Origin of the sequence: Empedobacter brevis, assembly GCF_965118635.1 — a bacterium.
Taxonomy (GTDB): domain Bacteria; phylum Bacteroidota; class Bacteroidia; order Flavobacteriales; family Weeksellaceae; genus Empedobacter; species Empedobacter brevis_A.
Genome location: NZ_CBCPHV010000003.1, coordinates 208,969 through 226,291, shown reverse-complemented (window position 1 = coordinate 226,291; position 17,323 = coordinate 208,969). Strand labels below are relative to the sequence as shown.

At 31.5% G+C, this 17,323-nt stretch carries 14 protein-coding genes; 6 read left to right on the top strand and 8 right to left on the bottom strand.

The genetic code is table 11. From position 1 onward, the window contains the following. Positions 1-3: 3 nt before the first annotated feature. From ACMHJW_RS05505 to rpmH, 4 genes are all read right to left on the bottom strand, one after another. Positions 4-819: a 2OG-Fe(II) oxygenase gene (locus ACMHJW_RS05505; RefSeq protein ID WP_413532414.1), complete on the bottom strand. Its 816-nt coding sequence runs from the start codon at positions 817-819 to the stop codon at positions 4-6. A gap of 10 nt (positions 820-829) precedes the next feature. Next, entirely contained in the window at positions 830-1,945 is a 1,116-nt protein-coding gene (locus ACMHJW_RS05500; RefSeq protein ID WP_413532413.1) for a glycosyltransferase, read from the bottom strand. Positions 1,946-2,022: 77 nt separating this feature from the next. Continuing rightward, positions 2,023-2,715 carry a cell division ATP-binding protein FtsE gene (locus ACMHJW_RS05495; RefSeq protein ID WP_413532412.1) on the bottom strand — a complete coding sequence of 231 codons (693 nt, stop codon included), beginning with the start codon at positions 2,713-2,715 and terminating at the stop codon, positions 2,023-2,025. Between the two features lie 82 nt (positions 2,716-2,797). Next, positions 2,798-2,956 (bottom strand): 50S ribosomal protein L34, encoded by a 159-nt coding sequence (rpmH, locus tag ACMHJW_RS05490; RefSeq protein WP_019974979.1) that lies wholly within the window; start codon positions 2,954-2,956, stop codon positions 2,798-2,800. A gap of 364 nt (positions 2,957-3,320) precedes the next feature. On the opposite strand from rpmH, the gene gyrA reads away from it, so the two are divergent. Next, positions 3,321-5,894, top strand: a complete 2,574-nt coding sequence (gene gyrA / locus ACMHJW_RS05485; protein ID WP_413532411.1) for a DNA gyrase subunit A — start codon at positions 3,321-3,323, stop codon at positions 5,892-5,894. A gap of 3 nt (positions 5,895-5,897) precedes the next feature. Further along, positions 5,898-7,094 carry a tetratricopeptide repeat protein gene (locus ACMHJW_RS05480; RefSeq protein ID WP_413532410.1) on the top strand — a complete coding sequence of 399 codons (1,197 nt, stop codon included), beginning with the start codon at positions 5,898-5,900 and terminating at the stop codon, positions 7,092-7,094. Positions 7,095-7,163: 69 nt separating this feature from the next. Here the strand turns inward: ACMHJW_RS05480 and surE are convergent, their stop codons facing one another. Beyond that, the gene (surE, locus tag ACMHJW_RS05475) at positions 7,164-7,928 is read right to left on the bottom strand and encodes a 5'/3'-nucleotidase SurE (protein ID WP_413532409.1); all 765 of its coding nucleotides are present in this window, start codon (positions 7,926-7,928) and stop codon (positions 7,164-7,166) included. Positions 7,929-8,120: 192 nt separating this feature from the next. Here surE and ACMHJW_RS05470 point away from each other — a divergent pair, with 192 nt between their 5' ends. From ACMHJW_RS05470 to ACMHJW_RS05460, 3 genes are all read left to right on the top strand, one after another. Beyond that, on the top strand, positions 8,121-10,193 hold the full coding sequence (locus ACMHJW_RS05470) for a carboxy terminal-processing peptidase (RefSeq protein WP_413532408.1): 2,073 nt from the start codon (positions 8,121-8,123) through the stop codon (positions 10,191-10,193). Further along, complete coding sequence (locus ACMHJW_RS05465) at positions 10,193-11,305, top strand: ABC transporter permease (protein WP_413532407.1); 1,113 nt, start codon at positions 10,193-10,195, stop codon at positions 11,303-11,305. The genes ACMHJW_RS05470 and ACMHJW_RS05465 overlap by 1 nt, the downstream gene beginning before the upstream one ends. Positions 11,306-11,425: 120 nt before the next feature. Beyond that, positions 11,426-11,950, top strand: a complete 525-nt coding sequence (locus tag ACMHJW_RS05460; protein WP_413532406.1) for a hypothetical protein — start codon at positions 11,426-11,428, stop codon at positions 11,948-11,950. A 133-nt stretch (positions 11,951-12,083) separates the two neighbouring features. On the opposite strand, the gene ACMHJW_RS05455 is transcribed toward ACMHJW_RS05460, so the two are convergent. From ACMHJW_RS05455 to ACMHJW_RS05445, 3 genes are all read right to left on the bottom strand, one after another. Beyond that, positions 12,084-12,467, bottom strand: coding sequence for an HU family DNA-binding protein (locus ACMHJW_RS05455; protein ID WP_413532405.1), 384 nt, complete (start codon positions 12,465-12,467; stop codon positions 12,084-12,086). Positions 12,468-12,641: 174 nt separating this feature from the next. After that, a complete protein-coding gene (locus ACMHJW_RS05450; RefSeq protein WP_413532404.1) occupies positions 12,642-13,859 on the bottom strand; it encodes a serine hydrolase domain-containing protein in 1,218 nt (405 codons plus the stop codon). 88 nt (positions 13,860-13,947) lie between these two features. Continuing rightward, positions 13,948-14,691: a TrmH family RNA methyltransferase gene (locus ACMHJW_RS05445; RefSeq protein WP_413532403.1), complete on the bottom strand. Its 744-nt coding sequence runs from the start codon at positions 14,689-14,691 to the stop codon at positions 13,948-13,950. 4 nt (positions 14,692-14,695) lie between these two features. On the opposite strand from ACMHJW_RS05445, the gene ACMHJW_RS05440 reads away from it, so the two are divergent. Continuing rightward, entirely contained in the window at positions 14,696-17,299 is a 2,604-nt protein-coding gene (locus ACMHJW_RS05440; RefSeq protein WP_413532402.1) for a BamA/TamA family outer membrane protein, read from the top strand. Positions 17,300-17,323: the final 24 nt, after the last annotated feature.

Sequence of the window (17,323 nt, the reverse complement as noted above, 5' to 3'; positions counted from 1 at the left end):
AATCTACTTTTTTTCTTTTTTATAAATATGTGGATTCTCTACCACTCCTTTTTTAAATACTTTTCGAACGCCCATTCTCAGCGCATTATCTACTTGTAAAACTTGATCTAAAACCTTTTGTTCTGGACGACCTCTAAACGATGTTACATGAAAAGAATCTGTTTCTCTTAATGGTTTTTTCGAGAAATAATAATTCGAAACACATTTTCTAAATCCATCATATTTTATTGGTGAAACAGAATGCAAAGAATCATTATGTGTTGCCATTATAGCCAATCGATTGAATTTACTAAAAATTGTAATCTGATCATTTTTCAATCCATTTGGCCAAACTTCTAAATTTCCTCCATATTCCTCTTTCCAATCTGGCGTTACATAATACAATAAATTCAGTACTCTCCACAATTCTCTTTTAGCATCGTGAGAATTATCTAAATGCGGTTGCAAAAATTGACGATTTCCCATCATAGACAAACCACCTGCATACAAGGAAGAATCTGGAATTGGTTCTTTTATTTCACAAATTTCTGCAATAAACTTAACGATTCTTTCGTCTTGAAAAGCATAAATAATTTCTTCTAAAATAGGATTATATTGATTCATTTGAACTGCAATATATTTATCTTCTTTCAGACTTTTCTTCAAAACCATTTCTTTTTCTTGTGGAAAAACTTGATTTATTTCTAATGCTAATTCTTCTGGCAACAAATCATCAACCCAAAAATATCCAATCTTATCTTTGCTATTATTATATTGTTGAGTTATTTCTATTTTTTGATTAATTAATCGTTCTAAAATTAAATCTGCATATTGATTCATATTCATAAAGTTAATTAAAAATTTGTTTCAAAATTATTTCAGCATTCAATTTATCATTTAAATAAAATTCTAATGTTTCTCTATATTCTTTTGATGCTGAAAATGGTTGATCTTTATATTGGTTAATTGCTTTTATCAATTCTGATTTGTTGGAAACTTTAATACAAAGTTTATTAATTTTTTCATCGTCAATTACATTTTCGTTAATTATCGAAAAACGACTATTGAATAATGCATTTATCACTTTTAGTTTTGTTCCAGATTCTTGAAAAGACCAAGCTATATTAAGATGAGCATTTTCGAAAAGATTTTTCAAATGATCAAAATCTTTCAATTTTACAAATTGTATATTCGGATAATTTTTAATTTTAGTTTTCACCCAATCTTCTTTCGAACCTGAAGCAATAACAAATGGATAATCAATTTCTTTGAAAACTTCTATTAAAAAATCGACAGCTTTACAGTTATCCGAAGCTCTTAAATCTCCGTGATACAACGCAAATTTTCCTTTTTCACTTAATAACTTAATGGATTCGTTTCCATGAAAAACAGGAACAAATTTTCCTTTGTTATATTTTTTTTGAATATAATTCTGCTCAAATTTTGAAAGCGTAAAAACATTGTCAAACATGTTGATAATATTTTCGTATTGAATATATTTTTTTGCTTCGAGATAGAACAACGATTTTTTTACAAGATTTGTTTCGCTTTCAGCTAATCCAGAAAAATAATTTTGTTCGATATTGTGTAATCGTAAATATTTTGAATAATCATTCAGATTACATTTATTCAAAATAAAAGTAGTTTTTAGACTTTCAAAAAAAATTGGTGCTTTTACAGCTTTTATTCGCTCATACAACAATTTGCTCTCTCTTGATCGAACAGAAATAGGATATTTTTGAAAAACATAATGAGATCTCTGATAGATTGGATAAAAATAAACTTCTTTGGCATATTTTTTCAATGCTTCATTCTCATCTTCTTTAAAACCAAATAAATGCAAATAAACCTCAACTCCAAGCTCATGAAATGATTTCAATTTATAAAAAACATCAATAATACCTCCGTAATTGGGAGGAAATGGAATGTCCATACTAATAAAATGAAGTTTTTTATCTTGATACATTAGTTTTATTTTACAATAAAAAAAAGAGTCTACAATTAAGTAAACTCTTTCTTTAAAATTATATTGTGTAATTTTTCTTATTCTGTAATTGCTTCAAGAACTTCGAACAACTTTCCATCTTCACAACGTACTTTACGTGCTGGATAACGACGAATAATTTCGTAATCGTGTGTAGCCATTAAAACCGCACAATTATTTTGTTTAGAAACCGATAATAATAAATCCATAATATCATTTGAAGTTTCTGGATCTAAATTTCCTGTCGGCTCATCGGCTAAAATCAATTCAGGATGATTTAACAATGCTCGAGCAATCGAAACACGTTGTTGTTCTCCTCCCGAAAGACGAAACGGCATCATTTTCTTTTTAGACAACATTCCTACCGCATCTAAAACTTCATCAATACGTTTATCAATAGTCGATTTATCTTTCCAGCCCGTTGCTTTCAAAACGAATGCTAAATTTTGTTCTACTGTACGATCTGTTAACAGTTGGAAGTCTTGAAAAACAATTCCTAAATGTCTTCTAAGATCAGGAACTTTACTTGTTTTTAATGATTTTAAATCCATTCCAACTACAGAACCTTGTCCTGATTGCAATGGTAAATCACCATAAAGTACTTTTAATAAACTACTTTTTCCACTTCCTGTTTTCCCGATAAGGTAAACAAATTCTCCTTCGTTAAGTGCAAAATTAACGTCTGATAATACTAAATGATTTCGTTGATATATAGATGATTGACTTAACTCAATTACATTTTTAGCTTCCATACTTTCTACAGTCTTTAAAACAAATGTAAAAAAAAAGCTTGAAAGAACGACCTTCAAGCTTATTTTTTATGAATTGTAGCGATTATCTTTTAGCTCTTACTTCACTAACAGTTAATGCTTTTCTTCCTTTCTTTCTACGAGCAGCTAATACTTTGCGCCCGTTTTTAGAAGCCATACGCTCACGGAATCCGTGTTTGTTTCTTTTTTTTCTGTTACTTGGTTGAAATGTTCTCTTACTCATCTTTACTAAGTTTCTAATCCATTACTCGAATGGGTTGCAAATATACAGTTAATATTATTAATTCAAAAATCAAATTGATAGAAAATTACAAAAAAAGCTGAATTAATAGTAAACCGCGTTCCGTTCTACACTTTGTAATTTTCGAAGTGCAAATATAAAAACATTTTTTTGTTAAGCAAGAGAAAATTAAAACAATAACAATTAAAACTTATCAACAATTGTATTTTACGAATCAAAATGAAATTATTTTCGAAAGGATTAAAAAGTTTCCTTAAAACTTTCATAAAACATCAAATATCTTGCTTTTATCAGTCTTTTTTTTGCTTAAAATTCGTATATTAGCCACCTTATATATCAAAACAATATGACTGAAGGAGAAAGACTAATCCCAATTAATATTGAGGATGAAATGAAATCCGCTTACATCGATTATTCGATGTCGGTAATCGTATCTCGTGCGCTTCCGGATGTGCGTGATGGTTTAAAACCTGTACACCGTAGAGTATTATTCGGAATGTATGAATTAGGTGTTTTTTCTAATCGTTCTTACAAAAAGTCGGCACGTATTGTAGGGGAAGTTTTAGGTAAATTTCACCCACATGGCGACAGTTCTGTTTACGACACAATGGTACGTATGGCTCAACCTTGGTCTTTGCGTTACTTATTGGTTGACGGACAAGGTAACTACGGTTCTGTAGATGGTGATCCACCTGCTGCAATGCGTTATACTGAAGCTAGACTTCAAAAGATTTCAGATGAATTATTAGCTGATTTAGATAAAGACACAGTTGATTTTCAATTAAACTTTGACGATACTATACAAGAACCTACTGTATTACCTACTCGTGTTCCAAATTTATTAGTAAATGGTGCATCGGGTATTGCTGTTGGTATGGCGACAAATATGGCGCCACATAATTTAACAGAAGTTATTGATGGAACAATTGCTTACGTGGACAATCGTGAGATTACAATTGACGAATTAACACAATATATAAAAGCACCCGATTTCCCAACAGGAGGTACTATTTATGGTTACGATGGTGTAAAACAAGCTTTCGAAACTGGACGTGGACGTGTTGTTTTACGTGCAAAAACCAATTTCGAAGAAGTACATGGTCGTGATTGTATTATAGCAACAGAAATACCTTACCAAGTAAACAAAGCAGACATGATTGCAAAAACTGCGGAGTTAGTAAAAGATGGTAAATTAGATGGTATTTCTGAGATCCGTGACGAATCTGACCGTAAAGGGATGCGTATCGTTTATGTTCTTAAAATGGACGCGGTTCCTAACGTTGTATTAAATAAATTATATAAATTTACTCAACTACAATCATCTTTCAGTGTAAATAATATTGCCTTGGTAAATGGTAGACCAGAGCAATTAAACTTGAAAGATATGATTTATCATTTCGTAGAACATCGTCACGAAGTGGTTATTCGTCGCACTGAATACGAATTGAGAAAAGCACAAGAAAGAGCACACATCTTAGAAGGTTACATGAAAGTAATCGGAACACAAGATGATCTTGATCGTGCAATTAAAATTATTCGCGAATCTGCAACACCAGAAGATGCTCGTACGGGATTAATGGAAGCTTTCGAGTTATCTGAAATTCAAGCTCGTGCAATTCTAGATTTACGTTTACGTACATTAACAGGTCTTGAGATTGATAAAATTCGTGAAGAGTACGAAGAAATCATGAAAATGATTAACCATTTAAAAGATATTTTAGCAAACGAAGATTTACGTATGCAAATTATCAAAGATGAGTTATTAGAAGTTCGTAAAAAATATGGCGATGAACGCCGCACTGATATAGACTACGCTGGTGGTGATTTGAATATCGAAGATTTAATTCCTGATGAACAAGTTGTTTTAACTATTTCTCACATGGGTTACATCAAACGTACACCTCTTTCTGAATACAGAAAACAATCTCGTGGAGGAGTTGGAAACAGAGCTGCTACAACGCGTGATGAAGACTTCTTAGAATATATCGTTTCAGCATCTAATCATCAATACATGTTATTCTTTACAGAAAAAGGAAAATGTTATTGGATGCGCGTATATGAAATTCCAGAAGGCTCTAAAACATCTAAAGGTCGAGCTATTCAGAATTTAATTAACATCGAGCCAGACGATAAAGTTAAAGCATATATCTTAACGCACGATTTAATGAACGAGGAATACGTAAATAATAATTACGTAATCATGGTAACTAAAAATGGTATCATCAAAAAAACATCATTAGAAGCATATTCTCGTCCTCGTGTAAATGGTATTAATGCAATTACTGTTCGTGAAGGAGATACATTATTAGAAGCTTTATTAACAGATGGTAAATCTCAAATTATGATTGCTTCTAAATATGGTAAAGCTATCCGTTTTGAAGACGAAAAAGTTCGCCCTATGGGACGTACTGCTTCTGGAGTTCGAGGAATCAATTTAGGAGATCAAGCTGATAATGAAGTTATCGGAATGATTGTTGTGACTGATGTAGAAAAAGAAACTGTATTAGTTGTTTCTGAACAAGGTTACGGAAAACGTTCTTCTATCGAAGATTATCGTGAAACGAACCGTGGTGGTAAAGGTGTAACAACACTTAATATTACAGACAAAACTGGAAAACTAATCGCTATAAAAGCTGTAACAGATGAAGATGATTTAATGATTATCAATAAATCTGGAGTTGCAATTAGAACTGGTTTAGATGAAATTCGAGTAATGGGTCGTGCTACGCAAGGTGTTCGATTGATTAATTTGAAAAAGAACGACGAAATTGCAGCTATTGCAAAAGTACAAGTTGAAGAAGAATTGGAAGACGAAGTAGAACTTGATGAAGAAGGAAATCCAATTGTTGTAGAAAATTCAAATGAAAACAACGAAACTCAAGCAGAAGAAACAACTCTTGAGGATCCAAATAATGAATAATCAATGAAAAAATTATTATTTAGTTTAGGTTTAGTTTTAGCAATGTCAACATCATTTGCTCAAACAAGCGCAGAAGAGTTAACAACAGAACCTACAGTTTTAGCTGAAAAATATAACAAATCAGCAAAAGAAAACTTAGCAAAAGGTGATGTTACAAAAGCAAGTCAAGATTTAGCAAAATTATCTAAATACGAAAACGGTAAAGTTTGGCAAGTCAAAAATAAAGACACTAAAAAAGACGAATTTTATTATTCTCAAGCCGATTTAGATAAAGCTACAGCTGCAGGAAACTATGCAAAAGCAAAAGAAGTTACATTACAACCAAAATACGGTTTCTTGTTACAATCTGAAGTTTCTAATTTAGCTAACAAAGAATTAGAAGCTGCAAACAAAGCAATGGATGCTAAGCAATATACTGAAGCTGGAACAAAATTTTTAAATGTTTACAACTTAGTAGAAGCTTTAGGAACTAAAGAAGACATCTATAAATACCAAGCGGCTATTTGTTTTTACAATGCGAATGAATACGATAAATCTTTAGCTATTTTGAAAGAATTAGCAGCAAAAGGATTTACAGGTAAATCTGCTAATCAAACAAAAGATTACAATCGCGACATGTATGTTTTAGCACTTAATGGTTTATATAATGGTAAAAAATACGATGCAATCGTAGAAGAAGCTATTGCAAAATATCCTTCAGATGCAGACATTAATAACATTGCAACAGGAATTTATCAAGTTTCTGGAAATGCAGATAAAATGTTAAAACGTATCGAAGAAGCGATTAAAATTAATCCAAACGATGCGCAAAACTATTATAATTTAGGTGTTTTATATTTAGATGATGCTTCCAAAGTAGCTGAATCTAAAAACATGTTCAAAAAAGCAGTTGAATTAAATCCTAAACATTTCGAATCTTACAACAATTTAGTTTTAGCTATTTTACAGCCAGACAAAGATATTGTTGAAACGATGAACAACAATTTAGGAACATCTAAAAAAGAAAAAGAAATTTACAATGCAAACGAAGCAAAACGTAAAGCATTGTTTACAGAAGCAGTTCCTTATCTTGAAAAAATGCACGAAATTCAACCTGAAAACCGTCAGGTTATTCGTAACTTAATTCAAGCTTACAAAACATTAGGAAACGATCAGAAAGAAACGTTCTATCGTGATGCTGAGAAAAAATTAGTAAAATAATTATTTCTATAAATAACATAAAAAAAGGACTTCTATTGAAGTCCTTTTTTTATGCTTAAAATTAAGATCTTACAAATCCCAATTTCTCAAATCTGGTAAAAAATGATGCGCAGTCAAATCATAACGAACAGGAACAACAGAAATATAACCTTCTTCTAAAGCTTTTTCATCTGTATCTTCTCCTTTATCAAGATTTTTAAACTCTCCACTCATCCAATAATACACTCTTCCACGTGGATCTTCGCGTTTATCAAATTTTTCTTCCCACTTAGCATCAGCTTGGCGACAAACTTTTATTCCTTTTATTTCTGATTCTTTCAGCTTAGGAATATTCACATTCAATACAACTCCTTTTGGTAATTTGTGCTCAAGAACTTGAGAAATAATTGTTTTAATAAATTTCTCTGATGATTTAAAATCAGCATTATAAGCAAAATCACAAAGCGAAAAACCAACTGCAGGAATCCCTTCAATCCCAGCTTCCACAGCCGCCGACATTGTACCAGAATAAATCACATTAACCGATGAATTCGATCCATGATTAATTCCTGAAATACATAAATCTGGCTTTCGAGGCAAAATTTGCGAAACGGCTAATTTCACACAATCCACAGGCGTTCCAGAACAAGCATATTCTTTCACTTCAGCATTTACTTCTATTTCATCACAAAACAAAGTCGAATTTATTGTTACCGCATGCCCCATTCCACTTTGTGGACTATCTGGTGCAACAACATAAACTTCTCCAAACTCCTTTGCAATCTCTATTAACGCTCTTATTCCAGGCGCAGTTACTCCGTCATCATTTGTAACTAAAATTAGCGGTCTTTCCATATTTTATTCTTACTTTTATTCATCATTTTTACAAATGTAAAAAACTTCCTTCGAATTTCTTTTTGTTTTATATTTGAAGGAATCTTAAATTATTAATTTATATAATACCAACGCAATATGTTAATTAAAAAAACGTATGTTTTACTATCGTTTTTATCAATGAGTTTGCTTGTTTTTTGCTTTTGCAAACCCATGTTAGATACAGATGAAGAAAGAGAAAAATTAATCGTAAAAAATACACGAAACACCCTAACTTATCTACATTACAAACCTGCTACCATTGATGATAAATTTTCTGAAAATGTTTTCAATAAATATTTAGAAAACATCGATCCAAGCAAACGTTTTCTATTGCAATCTGATTATGATTTATTCAAAAAAGATTACCATAACTTAGATGATTATTACAAATCTGAAAACTTAAGTTTCTACAATTCTACTGTAGATACAATATACAAACGTATTGCTGAATCTGAAAAGTATGCGATGGAGGCTTTAGCGAAACCTTTTGATTTCAATCAAAAAGAGAATTTCAATATCGATTACAAAACATCAAAATATGCAAAAGATAAAAACGGTGCAAAAGATTTGTGGCGTAAATACATGAAATATAACGTTATGCTAGAAATTCTTTCGATGCAAGACGAACTAAGAGGTGAAAAGAAAGATTCATTAAACAACTCTTCTTCTACAAAACCTGCAAAAGATCCTTTGGCAGATGAAAAAAAGAAAATCACAAAAGACACGCCATTTTCAGAAGTAGAGAAAATCGCTCGTGATGAAGTAAAAGACTTGATTTCTGATTATTTCCGTCGTATAAAACAAACAAAACGCGAGAACTATTTCTCCGTTTATCTAAACTCGTTCACAGAACAATACGATCCACATACAACATATTTCTCTCCAACAAGTAAAGAAGATTTCGAGTTCGAAATGTCTGGACAAATGGAAGGAATTGGAGCCAAGATACAAGACAAAAGAGGATACGCAACAATTGCAGAATTAATTGTTGGCGGACCAGCTTGGAAAAGCAATAAATTAGAAGTAGGCGACAAGATCATTAAAGTTGCACAAGGAAGAAATGGTGAAGCTAAAAACATTGTTGGAATGATTTTGAGCGATGCTATTCGTCTAATTAAAGGGAAAAAAGGAACAGAAGTTGTCTTAACTATTCAGAAAAAAGACGGTTCTCAACAAACAATCTCTTTGATTCGTGAAGTAATAGAATCGGAAGAAGTCTTTGCTCGCTCTTCTGTTATTACAGACGAGAAAGGAGATAAATACGGAATCATCTATTTACCTGAGTTCTACACTCCTATGGGAAAAGAAGGCGGTCGATACCCTTCAGATGATATCAAGAAAGAAATCCAAATTTTGAAAAAAGAAAACATCAAAGGTCTTATTTTCGATGTTAGAAACAATGGAGGTGGTTCGCTAGAAGAGGTTGTTAAAATCTCTGGATTGTTCATTAATCAAGGACCAATTGTACAGGTAAGACGCTCAGACGGAATGCTTAAAATTCATGAAGACAAAGATACTTCTATCGCATACGACGGGCCATTAGTTGTTATGGTTAACGAGCTTTCTGCATCTGCGTCAGAGATTTTCGCTGCAGCAATGCAAGACTATGGTCGCGCTGTTATCGTGGGTTCACCACAAACCTTTGGTAAAGGTACAGTACAAACTATCTTGCCTTTAGACCGTCAGTCAGGAACAGATGAATTAGGTGCTATTAAGTTAACGATACAAAAATTCTACCGTGTAAACGGAGGCTCTACACAATTGAAAGGAGTTCAGTCGGATGTTGCAATGGTTGATCAATTCACTTACGAAGACATCAGCGAAGCTTCTCGTCCAGAAGCCTTGAACTGGGATCAAATCAAACCGTTGATTATTGCAAAATGGCCATCAACTTTCGACTTAGCGAAGATTAAAGCCAATAGTAAAGCTCGTTTAGAAAACAATGCTCACTTAGCTTTAATGAACGAAAGTTTCAAGTTCATCAAATCAATGGAAGACGTGAAAGAGATTCCTTTGAACTTAGAAGATTACAAAACGTTCCGTAAAACTCGCGAAGATAAAATCAAGAAATTTGAAACATTAGACAAGTATAAAAACAATTTCAAATTTACAATGAATCAAAACGATTTGGCTACTACAAAAACAGATACTGTATTAAAAGCAAAACGTAACAATTGGTTCAAAGGAATGCAAAAAGACTTTTATTTAAACGAAGCTGTTAACGTTTTAAGAGACATTAAATAATGGAACAAGAAAACGGTTCATTTTCACAAATAATATTCAATAAATTAAGAAAGAACACCCTTGGTGTTCTTTCTTTTAGTGTAATAGTATTAGCTGCAATCATCTCTATTTTTGCTTATGTCTTTGCGTCCGACAAAACAGAAAATGCAAACAGACAAGACTTAACCATTGCATATTCGCAAATAGGTTACAAGCAAAAAACAATCGAAATCCCATTACCTAATTATACAGGAAAAACCAACTTTTCTGACTATATATTTGGGAAAGAAATCGATTCGGAGCAAATAAGTATTACATCTTACAAGAAAGATGGACAAAGCATTACTTACATTCCATACATAGGAAATGGACTAAGTGGTGAACCAGTAAAGGTAGATTTGTCAACTTGGACTAAGCATAACATCAAACCGCAGGATATAGAGAAAGATTTCATCTTTACAAAAACCTATTTACTTGGAACAGATTCTTACGGAAGAGACTTTTATTCGAGATTAATCATTGGGACAAGAATTTCTTTTCTTATCGGGTTTATCGCTGTTTTCATCTCACTTGTAGTAGGAATCACTTTGGGAGCTCTTGCAGGTTATTACAAGGGACGAACAGATAACATTATTATGTGGTTGATAAACGTTGTATGGTCTATCCCTACTCTACTTTTGGTAATTGCAATTACCTTAGCAATTGGTAAAGGTTTTTGGCAGATATTTATTGCAGTTGGTCTAACGATGTGGGTAGAAGTAGCACGTGTAGTTCGCGGACAATTCCTATCATACAGAGAAAAAGAATTTGTAGAGGCAGCAAAAGCATTAGGATTTTCGGACACTAGAATTATCTTTAATCAAATATTACCTAACGTTGTTGCACCTATTATTGTTATATCTGCTGCCAATTTTGCTTCGGCAATTTTAGTAGAAAGTGGTCTTAGTTTTCTTGGAATTGGGGCACAACCTCCTACTCCGTCTTGGGGAAATATTATAAAAGAACATTATAATCATATTATTTTAGGAAAACAACATTTGGCAATTCTACCAGGATTAGCGATAATGTTTTTGGTTCTTGGGTTTAATATCTTTGGGAATGTTCTACGAGATATAATGGATATTAAGCAATAAGAAATATAGATTTCAATAACTTACAAAGCTGTTAAATATAATTATTTAATAGCTTTTTTATTCAGTCAAACAATATTAACTAAGATAACTTGTTATATTTAAATTGGTTAATCATTAGTTATGTTAAAAAAATATTTCATTTTCTTATTGTTTCTACCTATATATATAACTCTTTTCTCTCAAGAACATATATTTAAAAACACATGTTATATAGGAGAAGAAGTACACACTCAATCTTTTGATACCATACAATCCAAAGAAAAATTAGATTTATTATTCTATAATAAACACTTTGATTTATATACCCCAACTTTTTTTCCTGATCAATTAGTAACAAAGACTAAACAAATAAAACCTCGTTTATCAAAAACTAAAGAAGGATATATTGTTAAATATTTCAATGAAAAAAATCAATTAATAAAGTATTCCTATGATATGCAACCAGGTAATTTTGATGTACATATTATTTATTCTGATAAAGATTACCCAGTATTTTTAGTCGAATCCTTTTTAAATCTTAGTCATGTTTACAATTTAATTAATTCAGTATCTTATAATTTAAAATATAATACAAAAGGAGAAGTTATTTATATAGAAATGATTGATTATAATAATTATATATGTGAATTAGAAAAAATCAATTAATCTATTTTATAAAACCTCCCTACGTTTTATACAAAAGATAGGGAGGTTTTAAACAAAACGTCAAGTGGTTTTAATAAAAACTACTTGACGTTTTTGTTAACTTCAATTAGAAGTCTGAAAAAAAACATTATATTTATTTCTTTTTTTCAAATTTTAAAGTTGCTAAAGTATCTTTTAAATCAATGCCTGGTCTAAAAAGTATTTTAGCACTTTTTATAGAGGAAGCATTTACTTTGCTCTGCGAATCCATTCCTTCACTACTTATACTTATTTGAAATGAACCAAAATCACCAAATCGAACGATTTTACCATTAGATAAATGTTTAGATAACATTTTGGCTAAATCTATCAATGTTGCATAGACATCACTCTCACTAACAGATGAGGTTTGCGCAATTTCTTTACTTAAATTTCGAAGAGATACTTCTCCATCGGCAATAGAATTTGCATAGAACTTTTTAGGCGCAGTAGGATTTCCTGGATATGCCTTTTGAATAACGTTGTATTTTACAGCCATAAAGAATAAGTTTTTTGTTTTCACTGTTAATTAGTTCTAATTTAACACTTTATATTTAATTATCAAAATAAAAGTATTGATTATCAGTAAAATAAATTATTCTTTTAAGCAAACAAAGGCTTTCTTTAATAAAGAAAGCCTTTGTTTTATTTGAATATTTTGTTAGAAAATCTTCTATCTATGTACTTTTAATGAGTCTTTAATAGGTGCTTTTAATGGATAAGTTCCTGTAAGTCCTGCAAGCTTGAAACTACTGTATATGTTTTTGTTCTGTTTGTTTCCTAATGCAATTACGGTGAATTGATTGTTTATATCGTGTACAAAAACAGTATTATTCCCATGCCACCAACCGTTATGATACAATAGTTTTTTACCATTATCGTATTCTAATAAGCGCATTCCTAGTCCATAATTCTTAAAACCTTTTTGCTCATAACTATATCCTTTGAATGCCTCTTTCTTGATATTCTTCGGCAAGAAATCATCTGAATACATGGCTACATCTAATTTGTATAGATCTCTTGGTGTTGAGTAGATGTTTTTATCGCCATAAGTACGGTCAAAATCATCCCAAGCCCACTCGTATCCATTGTATTTGTACGAACGTGCTACTGTATCTTTATCGCGATCATACTCAAAAACAAAGGTGTTTTTCATCTCAAGCGGGTCAAAAATCATATATTTCATCGCTTTTGGATAATCCATTTTCATAATCTTTTCGATGATAAGAGCAAGAAAAGCGAAATTGGTATTCGAGTAATAAAAACCTTTGTCTGCTGGTCGAATTTGTTTTACATCAAATTCTTTAAAAATATCTAACACATCTTGATTAGAAATTGGTTTCGAACGATCCATCATTACCTTTTTATTATTCCACAACACGTTGGCATAATTTGGTAAACCACTGCGGTGACTTAATAAATCTCGTACCGTGATATCGTCGTAAGGAAAACCTTCTAATATTGTATTTACTTTTTGATCTAGTTTGATTTTACCTTTTTCTACAAGCTTAAGGATTGCCATAGATGTAAAAACCTTCGAGATAGATGCGATATGAATTGGTGTTTCGGCAGTTATAGGACGGTTATGTCTTTGGTCTGCCATACCTTGGTATTTTTCTAAAAGTACTTGTCCATTCTTCACAACCAGTAGACCTCCACTTACTTTTCCATCTACCCAAAAGTCATTGTAAAAGGTATTTACTTTGTCTCTGTAGTCATTAAGTTCTGCTTGTGTGTACTTCATTGGCTTGAAATCTGCTTTCCAATCCAATGAATCATAGCGTAAAGCATTAGGATCCTTCTTTCTAACTTCCTCTTTTTGTTCGTTTTTCTTGCTACAACTTCCCATAAATAGCATTGCATACGCAAGAACAACCGCTACGTACTTCATGTATTTTTTATTAATCTTATTGTTTATTTCTACTAAAGTATATATTTATTTGTGGAATAATTACCCGTTTATAAACATTAAGTTTTTTTTATGATTTGTGAGATAATTGAGACTTAAACTCGCCTAAGATGACACTTGTCGCAACAGCTACGTTGAGACTTTCTGTCGAACCATTTTTGCCAAAGAAAGGAATGCTTAGTTTGTTTGTTGTTAAGTTTTCTATTTCTGGAGTAATTCCATTCGCTTCATTTCCCATCACCAAAATACCTTCTTGCGGAAGTGTTTGGTCGTAAATAGATTCGCCTTCCATAAAAGTTCCGAAAATGTTTCCTTTATAGGTAGATAAGTATTTTTCCAAATCAATATAATGTACTTTCACTCGTGTAAAAGATCCCATTGTCGACATCACAACTTTTGGGTTGTACATATCTACAGATTCTTTGCTACATAGAATATCCTCTACACCAAACCAATCTGCTAAGCGGATAATTGTACCTAAATTACCTGGATCTCGAATATCATCCAAAGCAATTGACAATCCATTCAACTGGATATTTTCCTCATAATTTGGTAATTCACAAAGTGCAAGACCTACATTTGGCGTAGTTAAGAAACTGATCTTTTTCAAGTCTTTTTCTTCGATTATGGTCTTTTTTATATGTGTAGCTTCTGGCCAATAGTCTTCAATTATAAATAATTCTTTAATATTTATAGAACTTTTTATAACTTCCCCGATATTTTTAACACCTTCTACGACAAACAAATTATACTTTTGTCTATATTTTTTAGAACCTAGAGAAGTTATTATCTTAATAACGTTATTTGATAACATATTTATGCAAAAAAAAATTACAACAAATATAACACTTATCTCTTGTTTGGGATTACTTTTTTATAGCTGTAGCACAACTAAAAAAGTTCCTGAAGGAGAATATTTGTTTGTAAAGAACAAATTTGTCTATGACAAAGACGATACAGATATTAAGAAGAAGAAAGCTATAATCGACAAGGATTTAAGTGATTATGTGAAACAAAAGCCTGCAGGGAAATTCTTAGGATTCTTTCCTCTTTGGCAATGGGTTTACAATTGGTCGCCTGAGAAATTTGATCAAACTTTTCTTGAATATTATCGACAAGATGCTTCGGTACGTAACCAAAAACTATTGGATAGCTTGTTGACAAAGAATAATCTGAATGAATATGTTGGTAAAAGCTTGTGGAAAGAACGTCTTTATTACAATCAAGGAGAGGCTCCAGTTATATTGGATGAAGAACAATCAGAATTTTCTGCAAAGAACTTGAATCGATTGTTTCATGACAAAGGTTATTTCGATTCGAAAGTAGCCGTTACATACGACAAAGATTCTGTTCGTAAAAAAGCCGAAACCATTTATGATATTAAGTTGGGAGAACCTTCTTATATTGAAACATATGATCAAAAAATTTCTGATCAAAAAATTGAAGAATATCTAAATTCTTCTTTTGGAAAACAAACTGTTTTACATGCCGGAGATCAATATAACTTCGATAAGTTTGAAGAAGAACGCGATCGTGTTATCGACTTATTAAAGAACAGAGGTTACTATGATTTTAATGATTCTGGCGAAGATTTATATTTCGAAGCTGATACATTGAAAAGTAACAAACGCCTTGATGTTACCATGTTTATTAATAAATATGATCAAGATTCTTTGAGTATTGACAGTATCACACCTTTTACACAATATCGTTTTGGGAAGATAAATATATATGCAGACGTTCGTAGTCAAGTAGACGACGAAAGTAAATTGATAAAGAAAGAATACAAAGGGTATAATGTTTTCTATTCGGAAGAACCAACATACAAACCAAAATATTTTACAGATGCTTTTGTTATTCGTCCCGAACAGTTATATCGTCAGCGACAAGAGATACAAACGAAACGAAACATCTTCAAAAAAGAAAATATTAATGTTCATCGTTTTGATATCACACCACAAGATTCTATTCTAAATGTGGACGTTTATTTTACACCTAAAAAGAGATATGATTTAAATCTTTTTGTCGAAAGTTATGCATCACGCTATATGAATTTTGCAATTTCTCCTGGTTTAACATTAACTTCGAGAAACTTATTTGGTGGAGGAGAAAACTTAGAAACAACTTTAAAAGGAACTTTAGGTTCTATTGATAAAGACTTTTCGTTGAATAAAGCTTTCTTAAACGCGTATGAAATTGCTATTGAATCAAAATTGAAGTTTCCGTATTTATTAACTCCTATTAATTTAGACAATATTCTACCTAAACGTTTTTCTGCAGAATCTTCTATCCGAACAAATGCAAGTACACAAAAAAATGTAGGTTTGGACAAAACAACTTACGGTTTTGGTTTTGATATGGATATCTCGAGTTCAGAGTTTCAACATAAAGTATCTTTGTTCAACACAGAATTTATTAGCAATCGAAAAAAAGATCGCTACTATGATGTTTTTACAACAGATAACAAAACAAAAGATAAAGTAAAAGATTTATATTATCAATACAACCCAAATGCGCCAATTTATGTAACAGACGACGAACTAACAGATGCGATTGAAGCAGACAAAGGATTTCAAAGTTCTTTAACTGGTGAAAACGCAAAACTATATGTCGATTTTGAGAATATGTTGTATAGAAAGGCCAATATTTCTCAAAACGTATTAATCAATTCGTTTATCTATCAATTTACATATAATCAAGAAAATGCATTTCGTCCCAAAAATAATCCTTGGTTTATTCAAACTCGAATTGAATTAGCAGGTAATTTACTTCATGGTTTAGATAAATTATTTAGTTTTAATAAATCTGGACCTGACAGAGAAGGACATCAATCTGGTTTGATTTTCGGAATTCCGTATTCTCAATTTGTTAAATTTGATTTTGATATTCGACGAAAATTCAAAATAAATTCTAGCTCAAGTTTTGCTAGTCGTTTTCTATTTGGGATTATTAAACCATATGGAAATTCAGATGCAGCACCATTCGTAAGAAGTTATTCTGCTGGTGGAGCAAATGATGTTCGAGGATGGGCTCCATTAACATTAGGACCAGGAAGTAAACCACGTATAGATTCTAAAAATCAAAGTTTAGAATTTGAAAGTATGAAATTATTATTCAATGCCGAATATCGTTTCAATCTTTTTGGTAGCTTAGAAGGAGCATATTTCCTTGACGCAGGTAATATTTGGGGAACTAGCAAGGAACGTCCAGAAACATTATTCAAGTTTAAAGATTTTTACAAAGAATTAGGAGTTGGTTCTGGTTTTGGTTTCCGTTATCACATTGGTACGTTTGCAATCGTAAGATTTGATTTAGGTTACAAAATTTACGATCCTTCTTACGAGTTAGGTAAACGTTGGCAATTTGATAATTTTAATATTCTAAAACCAAGAATACATTTCGGAATTAACTATCCTTTCTAAAAAAACATTTATATTTGTTTCACA

Bases quoted from the DNA above. Each gene is read 5' to 3' on its own strand.
- ACMHJW_RS05505 (WP_413532414.1), bottom strand. From the start codon at position 819: ATGAATCAATATGCAGATTTAATTTTAGAACGATTAATTAATCAAAAA.
- ACMHJW_RS05500 (WP_413532413.1), bottom strand. From the start codon at position 1,945: ATGTATCAAGATAAAAAACTTCATTTTATTAGTATGGACATTCCATTT.
- ACMHJW_RS05495 (WP_413532412.1), bottom strand. From the start codon at position 2,715: ATGGAAGCTAAAAATGTAATTGAGTTAAGTCAATCATCTATATATCAA.
- rpmH (WP_019974979.1), bottom strand. From the start codon at position 2,956: ATGAGTAAGAGAACATTTCAACCAAGTAACAGAAAAAAAAGAAACAAA.
- gyrA (WP_413532411.1), top strand. From the start codon at position 3,321: ATGACTGAAGGAGAAAGACTAATCCCAATTAATATTGAGGATGAAATG.
- ACMHJW_RS05480 (WP_413532410.1), top strand. From the start codon at position 5,898: ATGAAAAAATTATTATTTAGTTTAGGTTTAGTTTTAGCAATGTCAACA.
- surE (WP_413532409.1), bottom strand. From the start codon at position 7,928: ATGGAAAGACCGCTAATTTTAGTTACAAATGATGACGGAGTAACTGCG.
- ACMHJW_RS05470 (WP_413532408.1), top strand. From the start codon at position 8,121: ATGTTAGATACAGATGAAGAAAGAGAAAAATTAATCGTAAAAAATACA.
- ACMHJW_RS05465 (WP_413532407.1), top strand. From the start codon at position 10,193: ATGGAACAAGAAAACGGTTCATTTTCACAAATAATATTCAATAAATTA.
- ACMHJW_RS05460 (WP_413532406.1), top strand. From the start codon at position 11,426: ATGTTAAAAAAATATTTCATTTTCTTATTGTTTCTACCTATATATATA.
- ACMHJW_RS05455 (WP_413532405.1), bottom strand. From the start codon at position 12,467: ATGGCTGTAAAATACAACGTTATTCAAAAGGCATATCCAGGAAATCCT.
- ACMHJW_RS05450 (WP_413532404.1), bottom strand. From the start codon at position 13,859: ATGAAGTACGTAGCGGTTGTTCTTGCGTATGCAATGCTATTTATGGGA.
- ACMHJW_RS05445 (WP_413532403.1), bottom strand. From the start codon at position 14,691: ATGTTATCAAATAACGTTATTAAGATAATAACTTCTCTAGGTTCTAAA.
- ACMHJW_RS05440 (WP_413532402.1), top strand. From the start codon at position 14,696: ATGCAAAAAAAAATTACAACAAATATAACACTTATCTCTTGTTTGGGA.